At 39.5% G+C, this 17,273-nt stretch carries 15 protein-coding genes and 4 pseudogenes; 13 read left to right on the forward strand and 6 right to left on the reverse strand.

Annotation, left to right across the window (positions count from 1 at the left end; all coding sequences use genetic code 11):
- Positions 1–3: 3 nt before the first annotated feature.
- Positions 4–791, reverse strand: a protein-coding gene (locus tag ACYVR3_RS14720) for an IS5 family transposase (protein WP_153152596.1) whose coding sequence is annotated in 2 segments (ribosomal slippage) — positions 4–533 and positions 533–791 — 789 coding nt in all. Because the reading frame shifts where the segments join, the coding sequence is not laid out codon by codon here.
- 44 nt (positions 792–835) lie between these two features.
- On the opposite strand from ACYVR3_RS14720, the gene ACYVR3_RS14725 reads away from it, so the two are divergent.
- The 4 genes and pseudogenes from ACYVR3_RS14725 (at position 836) to ACYVR3_RS14740 (ending at position 2,133) form a co-directional block, all read left to right on the forward strand.
- Entirely contained in the window at positions 836–1,036 is a 201-nt protein-coding gene (locus ACYVR3_RS14725) for a hypothetical protein (protein WP_461244848.1), read from the forward strand.
- Between the two features lie 259 nt (positions 1,037–1,295).
- The gene (locus ACYVR3_RS14730; RefSeq protein WP_003646131.1) at positions 1,296–1,577 is read left to right on the forward strand and encodes a type II toxin-antitoxin system RelB/DinJ family antitoxin; all 282 of its coding nucleotides are present in this window, start codon (positions 1,296–1,298) and stop codon (positions 1,575–1,577) included.
- Positions 1,567–1,917 (forward strand): annotated as a pseudogene (locus tag ACYVR3_RS14735) (hypothetical protein); the annotation flags it as partial. The gene ACYVR3_RS14730 and the pseudogene ACYVR3_RS14735, both read left to right, overlap by 11 nt.
- Positions 1,912–2,133, forward strand: a complete 222-nt coding sequence (locus ACYVR3_RS14740) for a hypothetical protein (RefSeq protein ID WP_056988899.1) — start codon at positions 1,912–1,914, stop codon at positions 2,131–2,133. The pseudogene ACYVR3_RS14735 and the gene ACYVR3_RS14740, both read left to right, overlap by 6 nt.
- Positions 2,134–2,266: 133 nt before the next feature.
- On the opposite strand, the gene ACYVR3_RS14745 is transcribed toward ACYVR3_RS14740, so the two are convergent.
- A complete protein-coding gene (locus ACYVR3_RS14745; protein ID WP_147781541.1) occupies positions 2,267–2,545 on the reverse strand; it encodes a hypothetical protein in 279 nt (92 codons plus the stop codon).
- 22 nt (positions 2,546–2,567) lie between these two features.
- Complete coding sequence (locus ACYVR3_RS14750) at positions 2,568–2,795, reverse strand: hypothetical protein (protein ID WP_003555660.1); 228 nt, start codon at positions 2,793–2,795, stop codon at positions 2,568–2,570.
- Between the two features lie 252 nt (positions 2,796–3,047).
- Here ACYVR3_RS14750 and mobQ point away from each other — a divergent pair, with 252 nt between their 5' ends.
- From mobQ to ACYVR3_RS14775, 5 genes and pseudogenes are all read left to right on the forward strand, one after another.
- Entirely contained in the window at positions 3,048–5,111 is a 2,064-nt protein-coding gene (gene mobQ / locus ACYVR3_RS14755) for a MobQ family relaxase (protein ID WP_461244843.1), read from the forward strand.
- A gap of 4 nt (positions 5,112–5,115) precedes the next feature.
- Positions 5,116–6,744: pseudogene (locus ACYVR3_RS14760) on the forward strand (type IA DNA topoisomerase); the annotation flags it as partial.
- A 121-nt stretch (positions 6,745–6,865) separates the two neighbouring features.
- Positions 6,866–7,081: a hypothetical protein gene (locus ACYVR3_RS14765; protein ID WP_185935730.1), complete on the forward strand. Its 216-nt coding sequence runs from the start codon at positions 6,866–6,868 to the stop codon at positions 7,079–7,081.
- Between the two features lie 3 nt (positions 7,082–7,084).
- The gene (locus tag ACYVR3_RS14770; RefSeq protein WP_461244844.1) at positions 7,085–8,209 is read left to right on the forward strand and encodes an ArdC-like ssDNA-binding domain-containing protein; all 1,125 of its coding nucleotides are present in this window, start codon (positions 7,085–7,087) and stop codon (positions 8,207–8,209) included.
- A gap of 12 nt (positions 8,210–8,221) precedes the next feature.
- A pseudogene (locus ACYVR3_RS14775) lies at positions 8,222–9,172 on the forward strand (D-2-hydroxyacid dehydrogenase); the annotation flags it as partial.
- A 166-nt stretch (positions 9,173–9,338) separates the two neighbouring features.
- On the opposite strand, the gene ACYVR3_RS14780 reads toward ACYVR3_RS14775, so the two are convergent.
- A complete protein-coding gene (locus tag ACYVR3_RS14780; protein WP_125554294.1) occupies positions 9,339–10,493 on the reverse strand; it encodes a cation:proton antiporter in 1,155 nt (384 codons plus the stop codon).
- A 384-nt stretch (positions 10,494–10,877) separates the two neighbouring features.
- Between ACYVR3_RS14780 and ACYVR3_RS14785 the strand changes: the two genes are divergently transcribed.
- The 4 genes and pseudogenes from ACYVR3_RS14785 to ACYVR3_RS14800 all read left to right on the forward strand — a co-directional run.
- Positions 10,878–12,074 carry a quaternary amine ABC transporter ATP-binding protein gene (locus ACYVR3_RS14785; RefSeq protein ID WP_125554292.1) on the forward strand — a complete coding sequence of 399 codons (1,197 nt, stop codon included), beginning with the start codon at positions 10,878–10,880 and terminating at the stop codon, positions 12,072–12,074.
- On the forward strand, positions 12,071–12,916 hold the full coding sequence (locus tag ACYVR3_RS14790; protein WP_044010985.1) for an ABC transporter permease: 846 nt from the start codon (positions 12,071–12,073) through the stop codon (positions 12,914–12,916). Before ACYVR3_RS14785 ends, ACYVR3_RS14790 begins: the two co-directional genes overlap by 4 nt.
- Before the next feature lie 9 nt (positions 12,917–12,925).
- On the forward strand, positions 12,926–13,834 hold the full coding sequence (locus ACYVR3_RS14795) for a glycine betaine ABC transporter substrate-binding protein (RefSeq protein ID WP_461244845.1): 909 nt from the start codon (positions 12,926–12,928) through the stop codon (positions 13,832–13,834).
- Between the two features lie 271 nt (positions 13,835–14,105).
- A pseudogene (locus ACYVR3_RS14800) lies at positions 14,106–14,708 on the forward strand (transposase); the annotation flags it as partial.
- A gap of 269 nt (positions 14,709–14,977) precedes the next feature.
- Here ACYVR3_RS14800 and ACYVR3_RS14805 read toward each other — a convergent pair.
- Both ACYVR3_RS14805 and ACYVR3_RS14810 read right to left on the reverse strand, forming a co-directional pair.
- Entirely contained in the window at positions 14,978–16,183 is a 1,206-nt protein-coding gene (locus ACYVR3_RS14805; protein ID WP_461244846.1) for a restriction endonuclease subunit S, read from the reverse strand.
- Positions 16,176–17,273 (reverse strand): type I restriction-modification system subunit M (locus ACYVR3_RS14810; protein WP_461244847.1); only part of this gene is annotated, 1,098 nt, incomplete at its 5' end. The genes ACYVR3_RS14805 and ACYVR3_RS14810, both read right to left, overlap by 8 nt.

A 17,273-nucleotide genomic window follows, 5' to 3' on the forward strand; every position in this document is an offset into this window, starting at 1 on the left:
TGTCTAAAATCTCTTAAGTAATAGTGCTAAAAACGCTAAAACGACCATTTGCAGACTGGTGGTTAATTGACGCTCACAATTTTTCCAAAGTCGCCGATAATTCTCTAGCCAACTAAAAGATCGTTCGACTACCCAACGTTGGGGCATGACTTCGAATCGATGCAACTCATTGCGCTTCGCAACCTGCACGGTTGCGTTTAAATTACTGGCTACATCGAGCTGAAAATTAACGCCTGAATAACCACCATCAACTAAGACATTTTGAACCTGGCGTAAATGCATGGCATGTAAAGCGATCATGGCACTGGCCCCGTCTCGATCAGAGACGTTCGCTCGCGTCATGTGAATGGCCTGCGGAAAGCCATTGATATCAACTGCCAGATGGCGCTTAATCCCCGAGATTTTCTTACCAGCGTCGTAACCTTTGTTTTCAGCAGTAGCGGTGTTTTTGACGCTCTGAGCGTCAACGATAATAAAGGAAGTTAAAGCTGAACGTCCTTGGTAAGTTCGCCGAGCAATGACAATTTTTTTAAAACTTGTTCCAATAAAGAATCAGCCGTAGGCTCAGCTTTAGTTGACCAAATTTTGTAATAGTTGTAAACTGACCGCCATTCTGGGAAATCACCGGGGACTTGACGCCATTGGCAACCGGTTTTCAAGACATATAGGACCGCACAGAAGACCTCGTAGAGGTCATATTTTCGAGGCTTAGTTCGCTTACGAAAATTTTCTAAAGCTGGTCGAATTAATTCAAATTGTTGCCGAGTAATATTGCTGGGATAATTTTTCATAGCTTAAACTCGCTTTTTACATAGAAGTATATCAAAAATCATAGATCTTGGACAGCTTCTTAAAAGATACTAGACAGGTTCTAAGAAGCAATGAGAAGCACATCAAGAATGTGGAAAACTACCTGGGCACCATGCAAAATCTATTTAGTGTTTGGTGGAATAAACAAGTGGCTAGAGAATACGCGGCCAAACACCCCGAAGAAGAAAAGTCGGCCGACAACGATAACAGTGGGTTGTACTACTAGTCCTAAAAGGCTACAAAATCCTTTCTAAACAGTTTTAAGACTTACTAACCTCTTTATACTTAAGTTAGATTTAAATGGCTTAAACAGAAGAATAGGGGCTTTTAAATGAGCGCCAGAGCTAACCAGGCTAACCAGCTCAAAAGTTCAGCCTTTAGATCAACGCCAAGCTCAAGTGATTTGAGGCCAGGGCTTTATCTATTGATAAGGTACTCAAAAGGTAGTATAATGGTAGTAGTAAAAGAAAGGAGATGAGACAATCATGGCAGTTAAGGAAAAGAAACGGGTCCAAGTCAAGATTGATAAAGATTTGGCTGATGATACCGAAGCAGTTTTAAGCGAATTGGGCTTAAATCCAACCACGGCCATTAACATGTTTTACAAGCGGATTGTTGCTAATGGTGCTTTACCTTTTAATGTGTCTTTAAGCGAAGAAGAAAGAGCTAATTTACGCTTTTTAAAGGCGACCGAAGGGACACCAGTCACCGAGTTCAAAGACGCTAAAGAGGTCGCTGATTGGCTCAACGATCCAGATGAGGACTAATGACTTAGTCAGCCTATACGTTAGTTTTGTAGAAACTAACGGTGGCAAGTCTCGACCAGTTTTAATTCGTCGGGTATCAGAACAGACGGTCGAGGCTTTTAAAATTACTAGTCAGTATGAAAAGAAGTCGGCTTATATCAAGCAACAATATTATCCGATTCAAGATTGGCAATCCGCTGGGTTGAAGAAACCTTCCTGGGTCGATATTGGTAATATTTATCGCTTTCCCAAAGCCGGTTTAAACTTTAAAGAAATCGGTCATTTAAGTAAGCTAGATCAAAATAAAATTTCAGATTTTACGCTTGACCTAAAATCAAAAAGAAGAGGTAATTCCATTAAATGGTTACTAGGCTTAATAGCTATCAATATAGTTGGATTAATATTAATAACGATTTATTCTGCTTATTATAGTTTTGGAACTATGCTGTTTGGTGTTCACACTGCAGCTGCAGTTAAAGACTTCTGGAATACTGAATATTTATTAGGAACTATATTTATTGTTTGTTTTAACTTACTTGCAATAATTACGGCAATAGTTAGATATTTCAAAAAATAATAGTTTTGAAAGGCTTTCATTTATTTAAAAGCATAATAGCACTAGTATTAGTGTTTTTTAAATTTAGTCTACTTTGCTAAACACAATCCAGAAATTAAGCCAAAAAACAATCCTGAAAATAAAAACGATCGGCCTAGTTATTAGGTTGATTGTTTTTTAATTTATCCGGTTTATGGGCGTTAACATAGTCAGCAAATATTTTTAAAAGTTCTTCGGTTTGTTCGACCGAGAGGTTATTAGCTTGGAAGTATTTTTCTAGCAAAGCTCCTTTTTGAATTAATCGGCGAGAACGGGCTTTGCGGGCTTGCCGATTTTCATAGTATTTAGATTGCCGTAATTTAAAATCTTCCCGCTCAATTTTTTGTTTTAAACGCGCTTGTTGCTCGACTAGTTTTTCATATTGATTAGACATGGAATTTCCCCATCTCGTATGGCTAATGATCTACGGACTTTACCTTTAAAAATTCAGAAAATTGCTTAGCTAAAAGCTTAATCTGATCGTTAGACAAATTAGCATAATCTAAATTGGCTTGACTGATGATTTGTTTACCTAGCCGTTGTTCAATCTTATTTTTTTCGTCCTTAATTTTTTGATTAAGGGCTTTTAATTTAGCTTCTTGTTTTTCTAAGTTACTTTGAGACATAACGATCCCTCCAATCATATTAGAAATAATCACCGACACTATATCATATAAGAAACGTTAAGTCAAAGTATAAAAGTTGAAATAGCGAAGCGGAAGGCATACACTAAGTTAAAGTTAAAAGAATCAGAAGACCGAGTGAAACGAGGTCAATGCGCACTTACACCCCACTCAATTCTTGTGGGGTAAATCGTGCCAAAATCCTGTATTAGAAGTCGCCGATGGCGACAACAAGGTCAAAATCCATAGAATCAAAGGAAGACGGTGACTGACATGGCAATATTCCACATGAGTTTTAGTAATATTAGTGCTGGTAAAGGACGAAGTGCGATTGCCAGTGCCGCTTATCGAAGTGGTGAAAATCTATTTGATGATAAGGAAGGTCGCCACTATTTTTATGCCCGATCGATCATTCCAGAAAGCTTTATTTTGACGCCAAAAAGTTCACCTGAATGGGCGAGTGATCGAGAGCAGTTGTGGAATGAAGTTGAAAAGAAAGATCGTAAATCAAACTCACGATATGCAAAAGAGTTTAACGTGGCTTTACCGGTAGAATTAAGTGAATCCGAACAGAAAGAATTACTGACAAAATATGTGCAAGAAAATTTTGTTGATGAGGGCATGGTAGCCGACGTGGCAATTCATCGCGACCACCCAGATAATCCGCACGCTCATGTGATGTTAACTAATCGGCCGTTTAATTCAGATGGAACATGGGGAATTAAGAGCAAAAAGCAATATATTTTAGATGATAATGGCAACAAAACATATACCGGAACTAGCAAGTACCCTAAGAGTAGAAAGATACTGATGGTCGATTGGGATAAGAAAGAAAAAATAATTGAATGGCGTCATAATTGGGCAGTTAGTGTCAATCAGGTTTTAGAGCAAAAAAACATTCCTGATCGGATCAGTGAAAAATCATTTGTGGAACAGGGAATAGCTGACACACCAATGCAACACGAGGGAATCAATAGCAAACGGCATGAAAGAAAGGCATTTAATCAACAAGTTAAGAACTATCGTAAGTCCAAAGCTGGCTATAAAAATATGCAGGAGAAAGTAGTTAATCGAGGCCACTTGGACAGCCTAAGTAAACACTTCTCGTTTAACGAGAAAAAAGTGGTCAAAGAGTTAAGCCACGAACTGAAAACTTATATTAGTTTGGAAAGTTTAGATGATAAGCGGCGCATGCTATTTAATTGGAAAAACAGTACCTTAATTAAGCACGCTGTTGGTGAAGATGTCACTAAGCAATTATTGACGATTAACCAACAAGAAAGTTCACTAAAAAAAGCAGATGAACTCTTAAATAAAGTAGTTGATCGCACGACAAAAAAACTTTATCCAGAGCTTTATTTTGAACAGACAATCGCGGCTGAACGACGGGAATTGATTAAAGAAACTAATAGTGAACAAACGATTTTCAAAGGCAGTGAATTAAACGAACGTTTAATGAATATCCGTGATGATTTATCGGTCCGACAATTATTGACCTTTACCAAACGGCCATACGTTGGCTGGAAGTTATTAATGCAACAAGAAAAGGAAGTCAAAATCGAGCTTAAATATACGCTGATGATTCATGATGATAGCTTAGAAAGTCTAGAACACGTTGATCAAGGTCTACTAGAAAAGTATTCACCAACCGAGCAGCAAAAGATTACTCGAGCAGTCAAAGACCTACGGGCAATCATGGCCGTTAAGCAAGTCATTAAAACGCAATACCATGAAGTATTGAAAAGGGCCTTTCCCAAAGGCGATTTAGATGGATTGCCATTGATTAAACAGGAACAAGCCTATACAGCCGTGATGTACTATGATCCTGTTTTAAAGCCATGTCAGGCTGAAACAATTGAACAGTGGCAAGCAAATCCACCACAGGTGTTCAGTCCCCAAGAACATCAACAAGGACTAGCTTATTTATCGGGACAGCTTAGCTTAGATCAGTTAGAAAATCATCACTTACAACGGGTTTTAAAGCATGATGGCACTAAACAACTCTTTTTTGGCGAATGCAAAGCCGATCCGACGATTAAGAACAGTCAGATCGAGAAAATCCAAAAGCAGTTAAAAGGGCAACAAGCCAAGGACGACCAGTATAGAAAAGTAAATATTGGACATTATCAACCGCTAAATTACAAGCCAGTTAGTCCAAGCTACTACTTAAAGACGGCCTTTAGTGACGCGATCATGACTGTTCTATATGCTCGTGATGAAGATTACCAACGGCAAAAGCAAGAACGTGGACTGAAAGAAACCGAGTGGGAAATGACGAAAAAGCAACGGCAACACCAAACCCGGAACCGGCATGAAGATGGGGGTATGCACTTGTAATCACAAAATTAGCGACTGGTTAATTGGAATGAATGGCAGCCCTTTATACACCTTGCTATTAAGACAAAACGGGGTGCGCGGGGTGTACTCAATTGGTCGAGTGCAGACGCCAACTTTGTATATGGTTTATCAAAGAGACCAGGCAATCAAAAACTTTAAGCCGGAACCCTATTTTGAACTAAATGCTGAAATTCTTGCTAATCAGCAAAAATTCGTCGCAAAATTAGACCCCTATCAGCGATTTAAAGACGAAGCAGGGCTAATAACATTCATGCAAGCTAAACGCGTTCAGAAAAGCTCACAGGCCGGTTTAATCAAGAACGTCCAAAAGCAAGGCAAGAAGCGTGCTAGTCCCCAACTATTCTCGCTATCTAGTCTCCAAAGTGCCATGAATAAACGTTATCACGCCAGCGCCAGCCAAACCTTAGCGGCTATTCAAAGCTTATACGAAGACAAACTACTCAGTTATCCCCGCACCGATTGTGCTTATATCACTGATGAAGAATTTGAGTATTTAGTGACTAATCTGACGAAATATCTGGGGTTAGTCTCTAAACAAGTCGCTTTAACCAATACCACCCCAAATAAGCGCTATGTTGACGGGAAAAAAGTTGAAGAACACTATGCCATTATTATGACTAAAGTCGTGCCGACGAAAGAGAAACTAGCCAGCTTGCCTAAATTACAGCAACAAGTCTATGACCTGGTTTTAAGGACGACGTTAGCGATGTTTGCTGATCCGTACGAGTACGAGGAAACTACCATTATTACCCAAGTTGGTGACGCCAATTTTAAAGCAACGGGTAAGGTCCCAACTAAGCAAGGTTGGCAAGCTTTATTTGATGATCACAAAACCGACCAGCAAGAAGCAGCCACCCTACCGATCGTTCACCAAGGCGACCAAGTTCAAGCGAATCTGCAAACGCCGCAAAAAGAAACGACACCTCCGGTACCCTTTACCGAAGGTACCCTGATTACGGCCATGAAGACCGCTGGCAAAACGCTTGATGATGAAGTAGCCCAGGCGATTCTCAAAGATGTGCAAGGCATTGGGACAAGTGCGACCCGGGCCAATGTGCTGGAAGTGTTAAAGAAACGCGGCTACTTAGTTACTGAAAAGAATAAGTTGCACGTCAGTGAAGCCGGAATCACTTTATGTAAAGCAGTCGAACTCGAACCCTTGCTAACTAGTCCAGAAATGACAGCTAAATGGGAGCAAGCGTTACAGCAAATCAGTACCGAAGAACGCACTCCGGATAATTTTTTGAGCCAAATTAAGAAGTTTGTGGCGAAGTTGATTGCTGATGTTCCGACACAATTAACTGGCAGTGCAGCCATAAAGCAACAAATTAATCACCAACAGCAAGCGCAAAAAAACGCCGAGGTGTTCTTAGAAACACCGCAAGTAACTGTTTTAAACAAACAAAAGTTTTACATTGTGAAGCCTGAGCAGGGCGAAGACTTTACTCTACCCAAGAAATGGAGCGGTAAGACGCTCGGGAAGACAGTGATCAAAGCACTGGTCACCAAGGGGAAAACGAGCAAATTAAAGGGTTTCAAGAGTAAAAAAGGAAAGTCGTTTGACGCCAAGTTAAAGCTTGACGGCCATAAATTAAGTTTTGATTTTGATTAGAACCTGCCTACCGCCCTACACTACGTTCCGGTTGGTTAACCCGTCATTTAGGTTCACTTCTACAACCCCAAAAGTAAACCTGAACAACGGGTGAGATTAACAAAGCAAAGGAGATCATAAAATGAACAACGAATTAGCAGTTTTAGCCAGTGAATTACCCGTTTTGCAAGCTAAAGGAACCTACAAGTATTTAAAAGAAATCACTGGTAACGGCGCTTATTATCAAGTAGCCTGGCAAAAATTGTCTGACGGTTACGTTGTCCTTTATGGAACGACCCCGATTCAAATAAGATCATTGCCAACATTGAATGATATTTTTGAAGATGAGGAGGGGTAACTCATGCCAAACAAAGCAGATGTTAAGGCTTGGAAAGCACAATTAGTCGCCCAGGCTGAACAGCAAATCCTAAAATTAACCGATAGTGACCGATTTAAACAGTATCTTAATACCCTGGCTAAATTTCATCATTATAGCGCCAGAAACATTGATTTGATTTATGCGCAAAATCCGCAAGCCACTCAAGTCGCGGGCTTTAAGCAATGGCAGACGGCTTTTAACCGCACCGTCAAACGAGGCGCAAAAGCGATTCGGATTGCGGCCCCGATTATTAAGAAGTTAACACCAGCCGAGAAAAAGCGTCTTGATACCACCGATGAACGCGCCATTGTCGGTTACCGTTATCTACCCGTCTTTGACGTGTCACAAACTAGCGGTGAGCCAGTGTTAAGTGCCAAGGATTTTGTCAAAGAAAATTTAGCCGATCATCAGAATGTAACGAGCTTGTATAACGCGTTCAAAGATTATTTAAACCAGCAAACCGACCTTAAAGTCAGTGAAGTGCCTTTAGAGACGCTAAATGGGGCTAAGGGGTATTTTCAACCCAGCACTAATGAAATCGTCATTGGTGGCGATGAGCCCGATAATGCTTTAAAATTGAAGACGTTATATCATGAATATGCGCATAGCCAGCTACACGGCTTAAAATCAGCCTTTAAAGATCGACCACGAGCCTATCAGGAAACCCAAGCCGAAGCGATCGCGTATGTTGCCATGCAAAATATTGGCGTTGATACCAGCAACTACTCACTCGGTTACGTGGCCACCTGGGCCAAAGATAAAGCCGTGATCCATAGTGCTTTAAGTGAGATCCAGCAAGTGAGCAACAAAGTGATTGAGCTTAGCGATGGCTTAACCAAACAATTAGGCTTACAAGAAGCCCAAAAAGAGCCTGAGCATAATCTAAAAAAGCTATCAGCCCATGATCTTAATAAGTCCTACCAAAGCTTGCAACAACAAGTTCAGCAAGCAAGGAACCCACAACAAAAATCAGAACTAAAAAATAAGCTAAATGATATACACCATGAAATCAGTAAGCGAACACAAAAACAGCTGCAAGCATTTTCTGAACAAAACCCGGCAATTAAACAACCAGAACATAATGTAGCTAAAACATTGAAAAGATAGGGGGGTAACACTATGAAAATTGTTCTTTTAGATGGATATGAACTAAACAAAGATTTAAATTGGAAAAGCTTGCAAGAATTAGGCGACTGCACTTTATATGATCGTACACCAGTTAACGATAACGCTGAAATCATAAAACGAATTAAATATGCTGATATCGTCATTACACACAAAACACCGCTAGATCATGAAGTGATTAGCAAAACATCACGATTGAAGTATATCGGAATCATGGGAACCGGTTATGATGTCGTTGATATTGTGAGCGCACACCAGAACAAGGTTGTGGTGACTAACATTCCCACATATGCAAGTGACGCAGTGGCACAATTTACTTTCTCGTTATTATTAGAAGTGACTAGCCAAGTTGGATTGCATAATCAGCTTGTTCATGAAAACCGGTGGGCACAGGCTCCTGATTTTACTTTTTGGGAAAAACCGCTATTAGAATTAAAAGGAAAAACTTTAGGACTAATCGGTTATGGCCATATTGCGCAAAAAGTTGCTAAAATAGGACACGCTTTTTCTATGAAAGTTATTTTCTATAATCATCGTCCTAAAAAGGTTCCTGAATCATGGATTCAGCAGGTTTCATTTGATGAACTATTAAGGCAATCTGATGTGCTTAGTCTGCATGTGATCCAAACACCAGAAACAATTGATTTAATTAATAATGATACGATTGCCAAAATGAAAAATGGGGTTATTATATTGAATACGGCCCGAGGCAAATTGGCTAATGAATCGGACATCAAGAATGCCTTGAATGAAGGCAAAATTTATGCCTACGCCACTGATGTTGTTAAAGGGGAGCCCATTGCTAGTGATAGCCCATTATTACAGGCCAAAAATTGTTATATTACCCCACATATTGCTTGGGCACCATATGAGACAAGAGAACGGTTGTTGCATATGACTGTTGATAATATAAAAGCATATTTATCAGGAGATCTGAAAAAGATAGGTGCAGGCTATCTTCTCTTTTTTTGTCTGTATATAAAAATGTTACCAATATATGTTCACGAAGTGAACACCTATCAGTACCAAATATTGTAGAACCAAAAGTCTATTGAACATAAAATCCCCCTGTCAACCTTTAGCTGACAGGGGGATTTTCTTGATAAAAAAACTAATTTTCTTTTAATGAGTAAGCATGTTTGAGCATCAATGGTGCAAGTAATGTTGTCAGAATAATTGCTGTGATTATGGCTGAATAATATTCAGAGGACAGTAAGTGAGTACTATAGCCAATTTGTGCGATAATCAAAGCCATTTCACCGCGGGACACCATGCCGGCACCGACAATGTAAGAATCTTTCCAGGTAAAATGGGCCAATTTAGCTCCTAAACCAGCGCCAACTAATTTTGTCATGGTTGCTAAAATTGTTAGTAAAGCGATGAATAAAAAGTCATCAAGAAAGCCATCAAACGACATTGAAAGACCAATGCTAACGAAAAAAACAGGAATAAAGATGGCGTAGCCAATCGGTTCAATGTTTTGCTCAACCTCGTGCTTTACACTAGTTTGAGAAATTGCAATTCCTGCAAAAAAAGCGCCAACGACTGAACTGAGCCCAATTGAGTCCGCCACTAATGCCATACCTAAGCACAAAATAAGTGCCACAATTGTTGGCCCCCCTGGAATGAATAATCTCTTTCCAATTTGGGCTAAGAAAGGTGCCAGAAATTTAACCACGAAATAAATAGCGATAAAAAACACAATTTGGCTTGCAAAAGTGAACAACAAATTACTGCTAGCTGCTGCACCTGCTTTTGTTCCTAGCAAACTGACCATTACACTTAAAATCACCACGGCCAAAACATCGTCGACTACAGCTGCACCAAGAATAGTTGCTCCCGCTTTTCCGTGCAGACCATCTAATTCCTTTAAAACTGCAACTGAAATTGAAACTGATGTTGCTGCAAAAATGACACCAATAAAAATACTTTCTGTTTGGTCTAGTTTAAAGGCAATGCTTAAGCCATAAACTACCAGAACTGGAATGATGACTCCTAGTGAGGCCACCAGAATACTTGGTCGCAAATATTTTTTTAATAATTTGAGGTCACTTTCCATTCCAGCACTGAACATCAAAATGATTACTCCAATTTCAGAAAATAGGTGGGTAAATTCATCACCCTTGATCCAACCAAAAATAGCTGGACCAACAATAATTCCAACTAGTAATTGTCCCACCACTGCAGGTAATCCGATTCTGACACTGTAATGACCAGCAATCGTGGTAGCAATTAAAATTAAACATAGTTCACCAATTGCTTGCATTAATTTTTTCCTTTCAACAAAAAATAAAAAGCCCAAACTTCAAGACTTTCTCACACCCCTGAGAAAGTAAAGTCCTTGAAGCTTGCGCCAACCGATTTGTCCTATTCATTTACTAGTTAAACATTACCATAGTTCCACCTAGCTGTCACATGCTTAGACTTTTTGTGTGGCTGGGGTTGATTAAATTGGTAGTTGAAATAAATGAAAAACAACTTATAGCATGGCATTAATCATTACACATTATTTGACTTATACCGAATATTTTTGTAATAATAGATCCAATTCGTTTTTTTGCGTATATCGCATAACCGGTCATTTTAAATATGTTTGTTTTCAAAATGAAAGCAACGCTAAATGTAACTGAATTTAACTAAAGGAGGATGCATGACTAAAAAAGTTGAAGTAAAAAATTTAACCAAAATATTTGGGAAACGTAGTCCGCGCGTCAAAGAATTAATTACACAGGGCAAAACAAAAGCAGAAATTCTAGAACAAACAGGTGCTACTGTCGGGGTTAATCAAGCTAATTTCCATGTTAATCAGGGCGAAATTTTTGTAATTATGGGATTATCTGGTAGTGGTAAATCGACTCTGATTCGAATGATAAATCGGCTAATTGAACCAACTCAAGGAACGATTTCTATTGATGGGCAGGACCTAATGACACTCAATAAAAAAGAGTTACGCGAAGTGCGCCGACAAAAGATGAGTATGATCTTTCAAAACTTTGCGTTGTTTCCTAATCGCACTATTTTGGAAAATACTGCCTATGGTCTTGAAATTAAGGGTGTCGAAAAAAATGTTCGGGAACAAAAGGCCCATGAAGCGTTGGAGTTAGTCGGGTTACATGGCTACGATCATCAATTTCCACAACAGTTATCTGGTGGAATGCAACAACGAGTTGGTTTAGCTCGTGGCTTAGCTAATGATGCCGAAATTCTGCTCATGGATGAAGCTTTTTCTGCATTGGATCCATTAAATCGAAAAGACATGCAGGATGAATTGCTCGATTTACAAGAAAAAATGCATAAGACAATTATCTTTATTAGTCATGATTTGAATGAAGCCCTTAGAATTGGTGATCGAATTTTGATCATGAAGGATGGTGTGATCGTTCAAACCGGGACCCCTGAAGATATTTTGACCCATCCAGCCGATGATTACGTTAAACGATTCATTGAAGACGTGGACCGGACAAGAGTCTTAACCGTGGCCAATGTCATGATTCGTCCTAATACAATTAACATTGACAAGGATGGGCCCCGGCTGGCACTACGACGGATGCAAGAAAATGAAATTTCGTCCGTTTATGTGGTCGATAGTGCGCGTAAATTTGTTGGCTTTGCGGATGCCAAAGATGTTGTTGGCCTGATTAGAAAAGAGAGTCGTGATCTCAGATCGGTCGTTCAAACTAGTGTCCCGACCACTCATCCCGACGTGCCAGTTAACGACTTAATGGATAAACTATCAAGTACCCCAATTCCGTATGCTGTCCTTGATGACGATCACCATCTAGTCGGAATTATTGTGCGTGGTGCCGTGTTAGGTGCCATTGCCGGAAATGGAGTGGCACAAGAATGACAATTTTAATTAGCAAGTTACCATTGTCTGACTGGGTGAACTCATTTGTCACTTGGTTGACGCAATTTACAGGCTTTTTCAATGGGATTACAAGTTTTATTGGTGGAATTGTTAATGGCTTTCAGTGGGTATTTGATTTGTTACCCGTCTGGTTGTTCATTGTGATCGTTTTGGCGATTACTTGGTATGCAACTCGCCATGGTAAAAAATGGGGACTGTTACTTTTTGAACTAGCTGGGTTGCTATTAATTTGGAACTTAGACTATTGGCGTGATATGACACAAACTTTGACGCTGGTTCTTACCTCGAGTTTGATTGCATTAGTAATCGGGATTCCGTTAGGTATTTTAATGGCTAAAAGTCATACATTTGAAGCAATTATGAAACCTATTTTGGATTTAATGCAGACTATGCCAGCCTTTGTTTATTTGATTCCAGCAGTGGCATTCTTTGGGATTGGAATGGTTCCGGGTGTTATTTCATCAGTAATTTTCGCGATGCCACCAACAGTACGAATGACTAACTTAGGAATTCGTCAGGTACCGGTTGATTTAATTGAAGCAGCTGATTCATATGGATCCACTAGCTGGCAAAAATTAATTAAAGTGCAATTACCATTAGCAAAATCAACTCTAATGGCTGGGGTAAACCAGAGTATGATGCTGTCATTATCAATGGTGGTTATTGCATCAATGATTGGTGCATTAGGTCTAGGAACCCAGGTTTACTTCGCTGTGGGGCGTAATAATGCCGGTAATGGATTTACTGCTGGTCTGGCGATTGTTATTTTAGCCATTATTTTAGACCGCATTACACAAGCATTTAATCGTGCGAAACACTAGGAGGTAACTATGACACGTAAACTAAGAATTTTAGTAGTTGGATTGTCACTGTTGCTTCTGACGATCGGGTTATCCGCTTGCAGTAGTAAACCTGCTGCATATAACCCGCATAAGAAGTTAGGTCCGCAGATTAACTATACGATTACAGGAATTGATGCGGGTGCTGGTGAAATGGGCGCTGCGCAAAAGGCACTGACTGCCTATGGCTTGAAAAGTAAAAATTGGCAGTTACAAACTAGCTCTACCGCCGCAATGACCAGTACATTGGATAAAGCAATCAAAAATCACCAAGCAATTGTAATTACTGGGTGGCAACCACACTGGATGTTCACCAAGTATCCAATAAAATTTTTGAAAGATCCGAAAAATGTTTTTGGTAAAACAGAGAATTTGCACACCATTGCTAGAACCGGTTTCAAACATGACAATCCTGGCGCTTATAAACTATTGTCACAGTTTCATTGGACTAAATCAGAAATGTCTGAAATTATGTTGAAGGTTAACGATGGGCAAGATCCTGCAAAAGCGGCGAAGAACTATATTAGCAAACATCCAAAACAGGTGGCAAAATGGTTGGCTGGGGTTCCTGAAGGTCATGGAAAAAAGGTCAAACTAACCTACGTTGCCTGGGATTCTGAGATTGCTTCGACTAACTTAGTCAAGCAATTATTAGACAGCAAGGGCTACGATACGACGATTCAGTCACTGGAAGCACAGCCGATGTGGGCTTCAATCGCGACTGGAGCGGCGGATGTGTCTGTTTCAGCTTGGTTACCAACAACACACGGATTGTATGCTAAACAGTACAAGGGTGAGTTTGTTGATGTGCGGGTGAATTTGAAGGGTGCCAAAACTGGTTTAGCCGTGCCAAAGTATATGAAAAATATTAATTCGATTGAAGATCTAAAAAATAAATAACAACAAAGTTGAAGCTTGAAATTTACTTCAGCTTTTTTTGTCTGTATATAAAAATGTTACCAATATATGTTCACGAAGTGAACACCTATCAGTACCAAATATTGTAGAACCCAGAAAATTAGAAACCATTTTCAATAACTCTAGAGGTGTTAATTACTGGTATTTAGTTGAGCTCTTTCCGCACTGCCAAGATGTTAGAAATCTTGAAGTATCAACCATCGCTAAGCAAATTAAAGATTTTAAAGGTTATGGTATTAACCGTGCTCAAAAACTAGCTATTAAACTTAAGCATCTCGCGGATTTAGCTTATCCAGCAGTTGATCAAGACGACCCGGAGCGTGATGAAGTGGTTTATTACGCCAATAGATTATTACGGCTTACAGCTGATCGCGAGCGGAGATCAGAGGAAATGATTAAATTAGCTAAGACTTTGCCTAATCGCGATCTAGAAATCTTAATGAGCATTCCTGGTATCGCTGAAATAACTGCTGTCCGAATTCTAGCCGAATTAGGCGACATTAGAAGATTCAGTAATCCAAACAAGATAAATGCTTTTGTTGGTATTGATCCAGGTAGATATCAATCAGGGGAAAAAGATTCTAGTTTAAGGATCTCTAAGCACGGCAATGCCGTTGCGCGGAAGATTCTTTATCGTGCAATTGGACAAATCGATCTAGCGGCTAAGACTAGTCCATGTCATATAGCAGATTACTATGAACGAAAAAAGCAATTTTCTCAAACGAAGGGGTTCAAGAAAATTGCCATTGCTTCAATCCATAAACTGCTTAGAACGATATATATTTTGATTATCACTGATCAAATGTATGATTACAACGTAGCCAACAATAATCAAAAAGACTTTTGTCGTAATTAATTGATCAGGTTCATTATAGCCTAAGTTAACTTCAAAGAAGTAATTTCTTTGAAGCCCTTTGTGATGCTCCTAATTTAGAAAAAAAACGCCTCAATTAAAGCAATAATGCCAAATATGTCATAAATTAAAACTTTAGAGTCCTAATATACTTGACTTTACGTAGAAAACTTCCTGCGTAATCCATTATACAGGTGAATTAAGTGTTGACCAAGCACAATAAAAATTAAGTCATGGGGTTTCATAGGATCCTAAATTTGATCAAATTAAGCTCAGCAAAACATCTTTTGTAGATACCCTTTTTTTAGTTCCTGGATTTTTTTAAGCTTACGCTGATAAAGGGTGATAGTGTTGTCGAGTTGTTTGAAGAATGAACCAATTTGTTTTTGCTCATCAATATTAGGAATAGAAACAATTTTACTTTCCATATCTCCCTTGGTTACATGAATCATTGTTGAACCATTTGTACTGGATAACAATCTTGCTTTATCCGCTTCTAAAAGTTGCAATGTAAAATTCCTATCAAGAAATTTAGAAAGCTCGACTTTCCAGATGTGATAATGGTAAATAACTTTTTCGCCGCTCCAAATATGTGGGCCAAATGTCGCTGACCAAGTATAAACTAGATCACCTTTATCAACATAATATTTATCACCAAGCTCCATATTAGAGTAGTACCAAGAATCATTGGTATAAAAATTGCCGACGCGAAGCACTTTATATTTACCTGAATCCAGTAATTCATCTTGCTTATATGCTCGTCCGTTTAGAAATGTTGCAACTTCACCCAACTTACGTTGTTCCCAAGCGTCAGCAAACCCTGCAAATCGCAATTCAGGAACTTTTGCACCATTTTTAGGAAACAGTTTCTGCAAATAGCCCTGTTTAAGTTCCTTAAGCTTAGCTAACTTACGCTGATGAAGAGCGATAGTATCATCCAACTGTTTGAAGAATGAGCCAATTTTTTGTTGTTCATCTTCGCTTGGGAAGTCTACTGTGATTTCACGCATCTTTACCATAGTTAAAGCTTTTTGATTAGAGCCGGCTGCACTATCAAGCAAACGTTTCTTTCCTATCCCACCAGTAAAGTAAGTTAATAAATAATCTGAGTTTACCTGCATTTTACTAATTTGAATTAGATTTCCATCTTTATAATAAAACCTACGGCTATCAACCTTCCAAAGGTTTCCTAACGTTCCTACAGCAGTAACTAATAAATCTCCTACTGATGGGACACCATATTTTTCTTTTATTTCATCAAACTTTTCTTTAGAAATAAACAATTCTTGGTTTCCTGTGATTCCGCCTGTACTAATTTCACTTCCTCTATAAAACGGGATGCCTTCCGTTACATAATCGCTTGAATGAATTCTTTTGCTGGAACTAAGAGTTGCAACTTCACCTAACTTACGCTCTTCCCAAGGATCAGTGAAACCTTTAAATCTTAATTGCGGATATTTAGCTTGGTTATCATTCATTGTGGGCCTCCGGTTTTGACTGGTCAGTCACCTGGGTGGTCACTAACTGGCTAGCCAATTCATTAAAGGCTTGTTTATTCTGACTGATTTCCTCGTCCAATTGCTTCAGATCAGCTTTAACTTGGTCCAGATCGATCTCGGGTTCCGGCTCAAACGTATCAACGTAGCGCGGAATATTTAAATTATAATCATTCTCTTTGATTTCTGCCGGTGAGGCCACATGGGCATATTTATCGACATCTTGCCGGTTTTGATAAGTGGTCACAATTTTTTGAATATTGGCTGCCGTTAGCTTATTTTGATTCTTGTCCTTTTCAAATTCCCGAGACGCATCAATAAATAAGACGTCATCAGTGGTTTTATGTTTCTTTAAAATCATGATCAACGTTGGAATACCAGTGGAATGAAAAATATTGGCGGGTAGCCCAATAATGGCATCAATCCGGTTATCTAACAGGAGCTTTTGGCGAATCTTGCCTTCTTTAGCACCCCGAAATAACACGCCATGGGGTAAGACAATGCCCATAGTCCCGTGTTCCTGCAAATGATAAAAGCCGTGTAGCAGAAAGGCAAAGTCGGCTTTAGATTTAGGTGGTAAGACGCCATAGTCGCGGAAACGGGGATCAGACAAGCGTTTATCACTGTTATCCCAGTGTGCCGAGTAGGGCGGGTTCATGACGACCGCATCAAATAAGTAAGGTTCGTCAACCGGCCAATCTTTACTTAACGTATCCCCGTTGCGTAAGTGCATATCGTCATACGAGACGCCATGTAACATTAAGTTCATTCGGGCCAGGTTATAGGTTGTGGTGTTCAATTCTTGACCGTGATAACTCACTAAACCGGGATTTTGCACGTGCTGTCCGACATTCAATAGCAGTGAACCAGAACCAACTGCTGGATCATAGATAGTCCGCACTTGGTTATCACCTTCATTGCGCTGATAGGTCACAATCTGGGCAATAATGTCGGACACCTGCCGCGGGGTATAAAATTCACCCGCTTTTTTACCGGAATCACTGGCAAATTGCGCGATTAAGTATTCATAGGCGTCACCTAAGACGTCGCCTTGATGATGGATAAGATCAAT

It is taken from the genome of Secundilactobacillus muriivasis, from assembly GCF_054785195.1.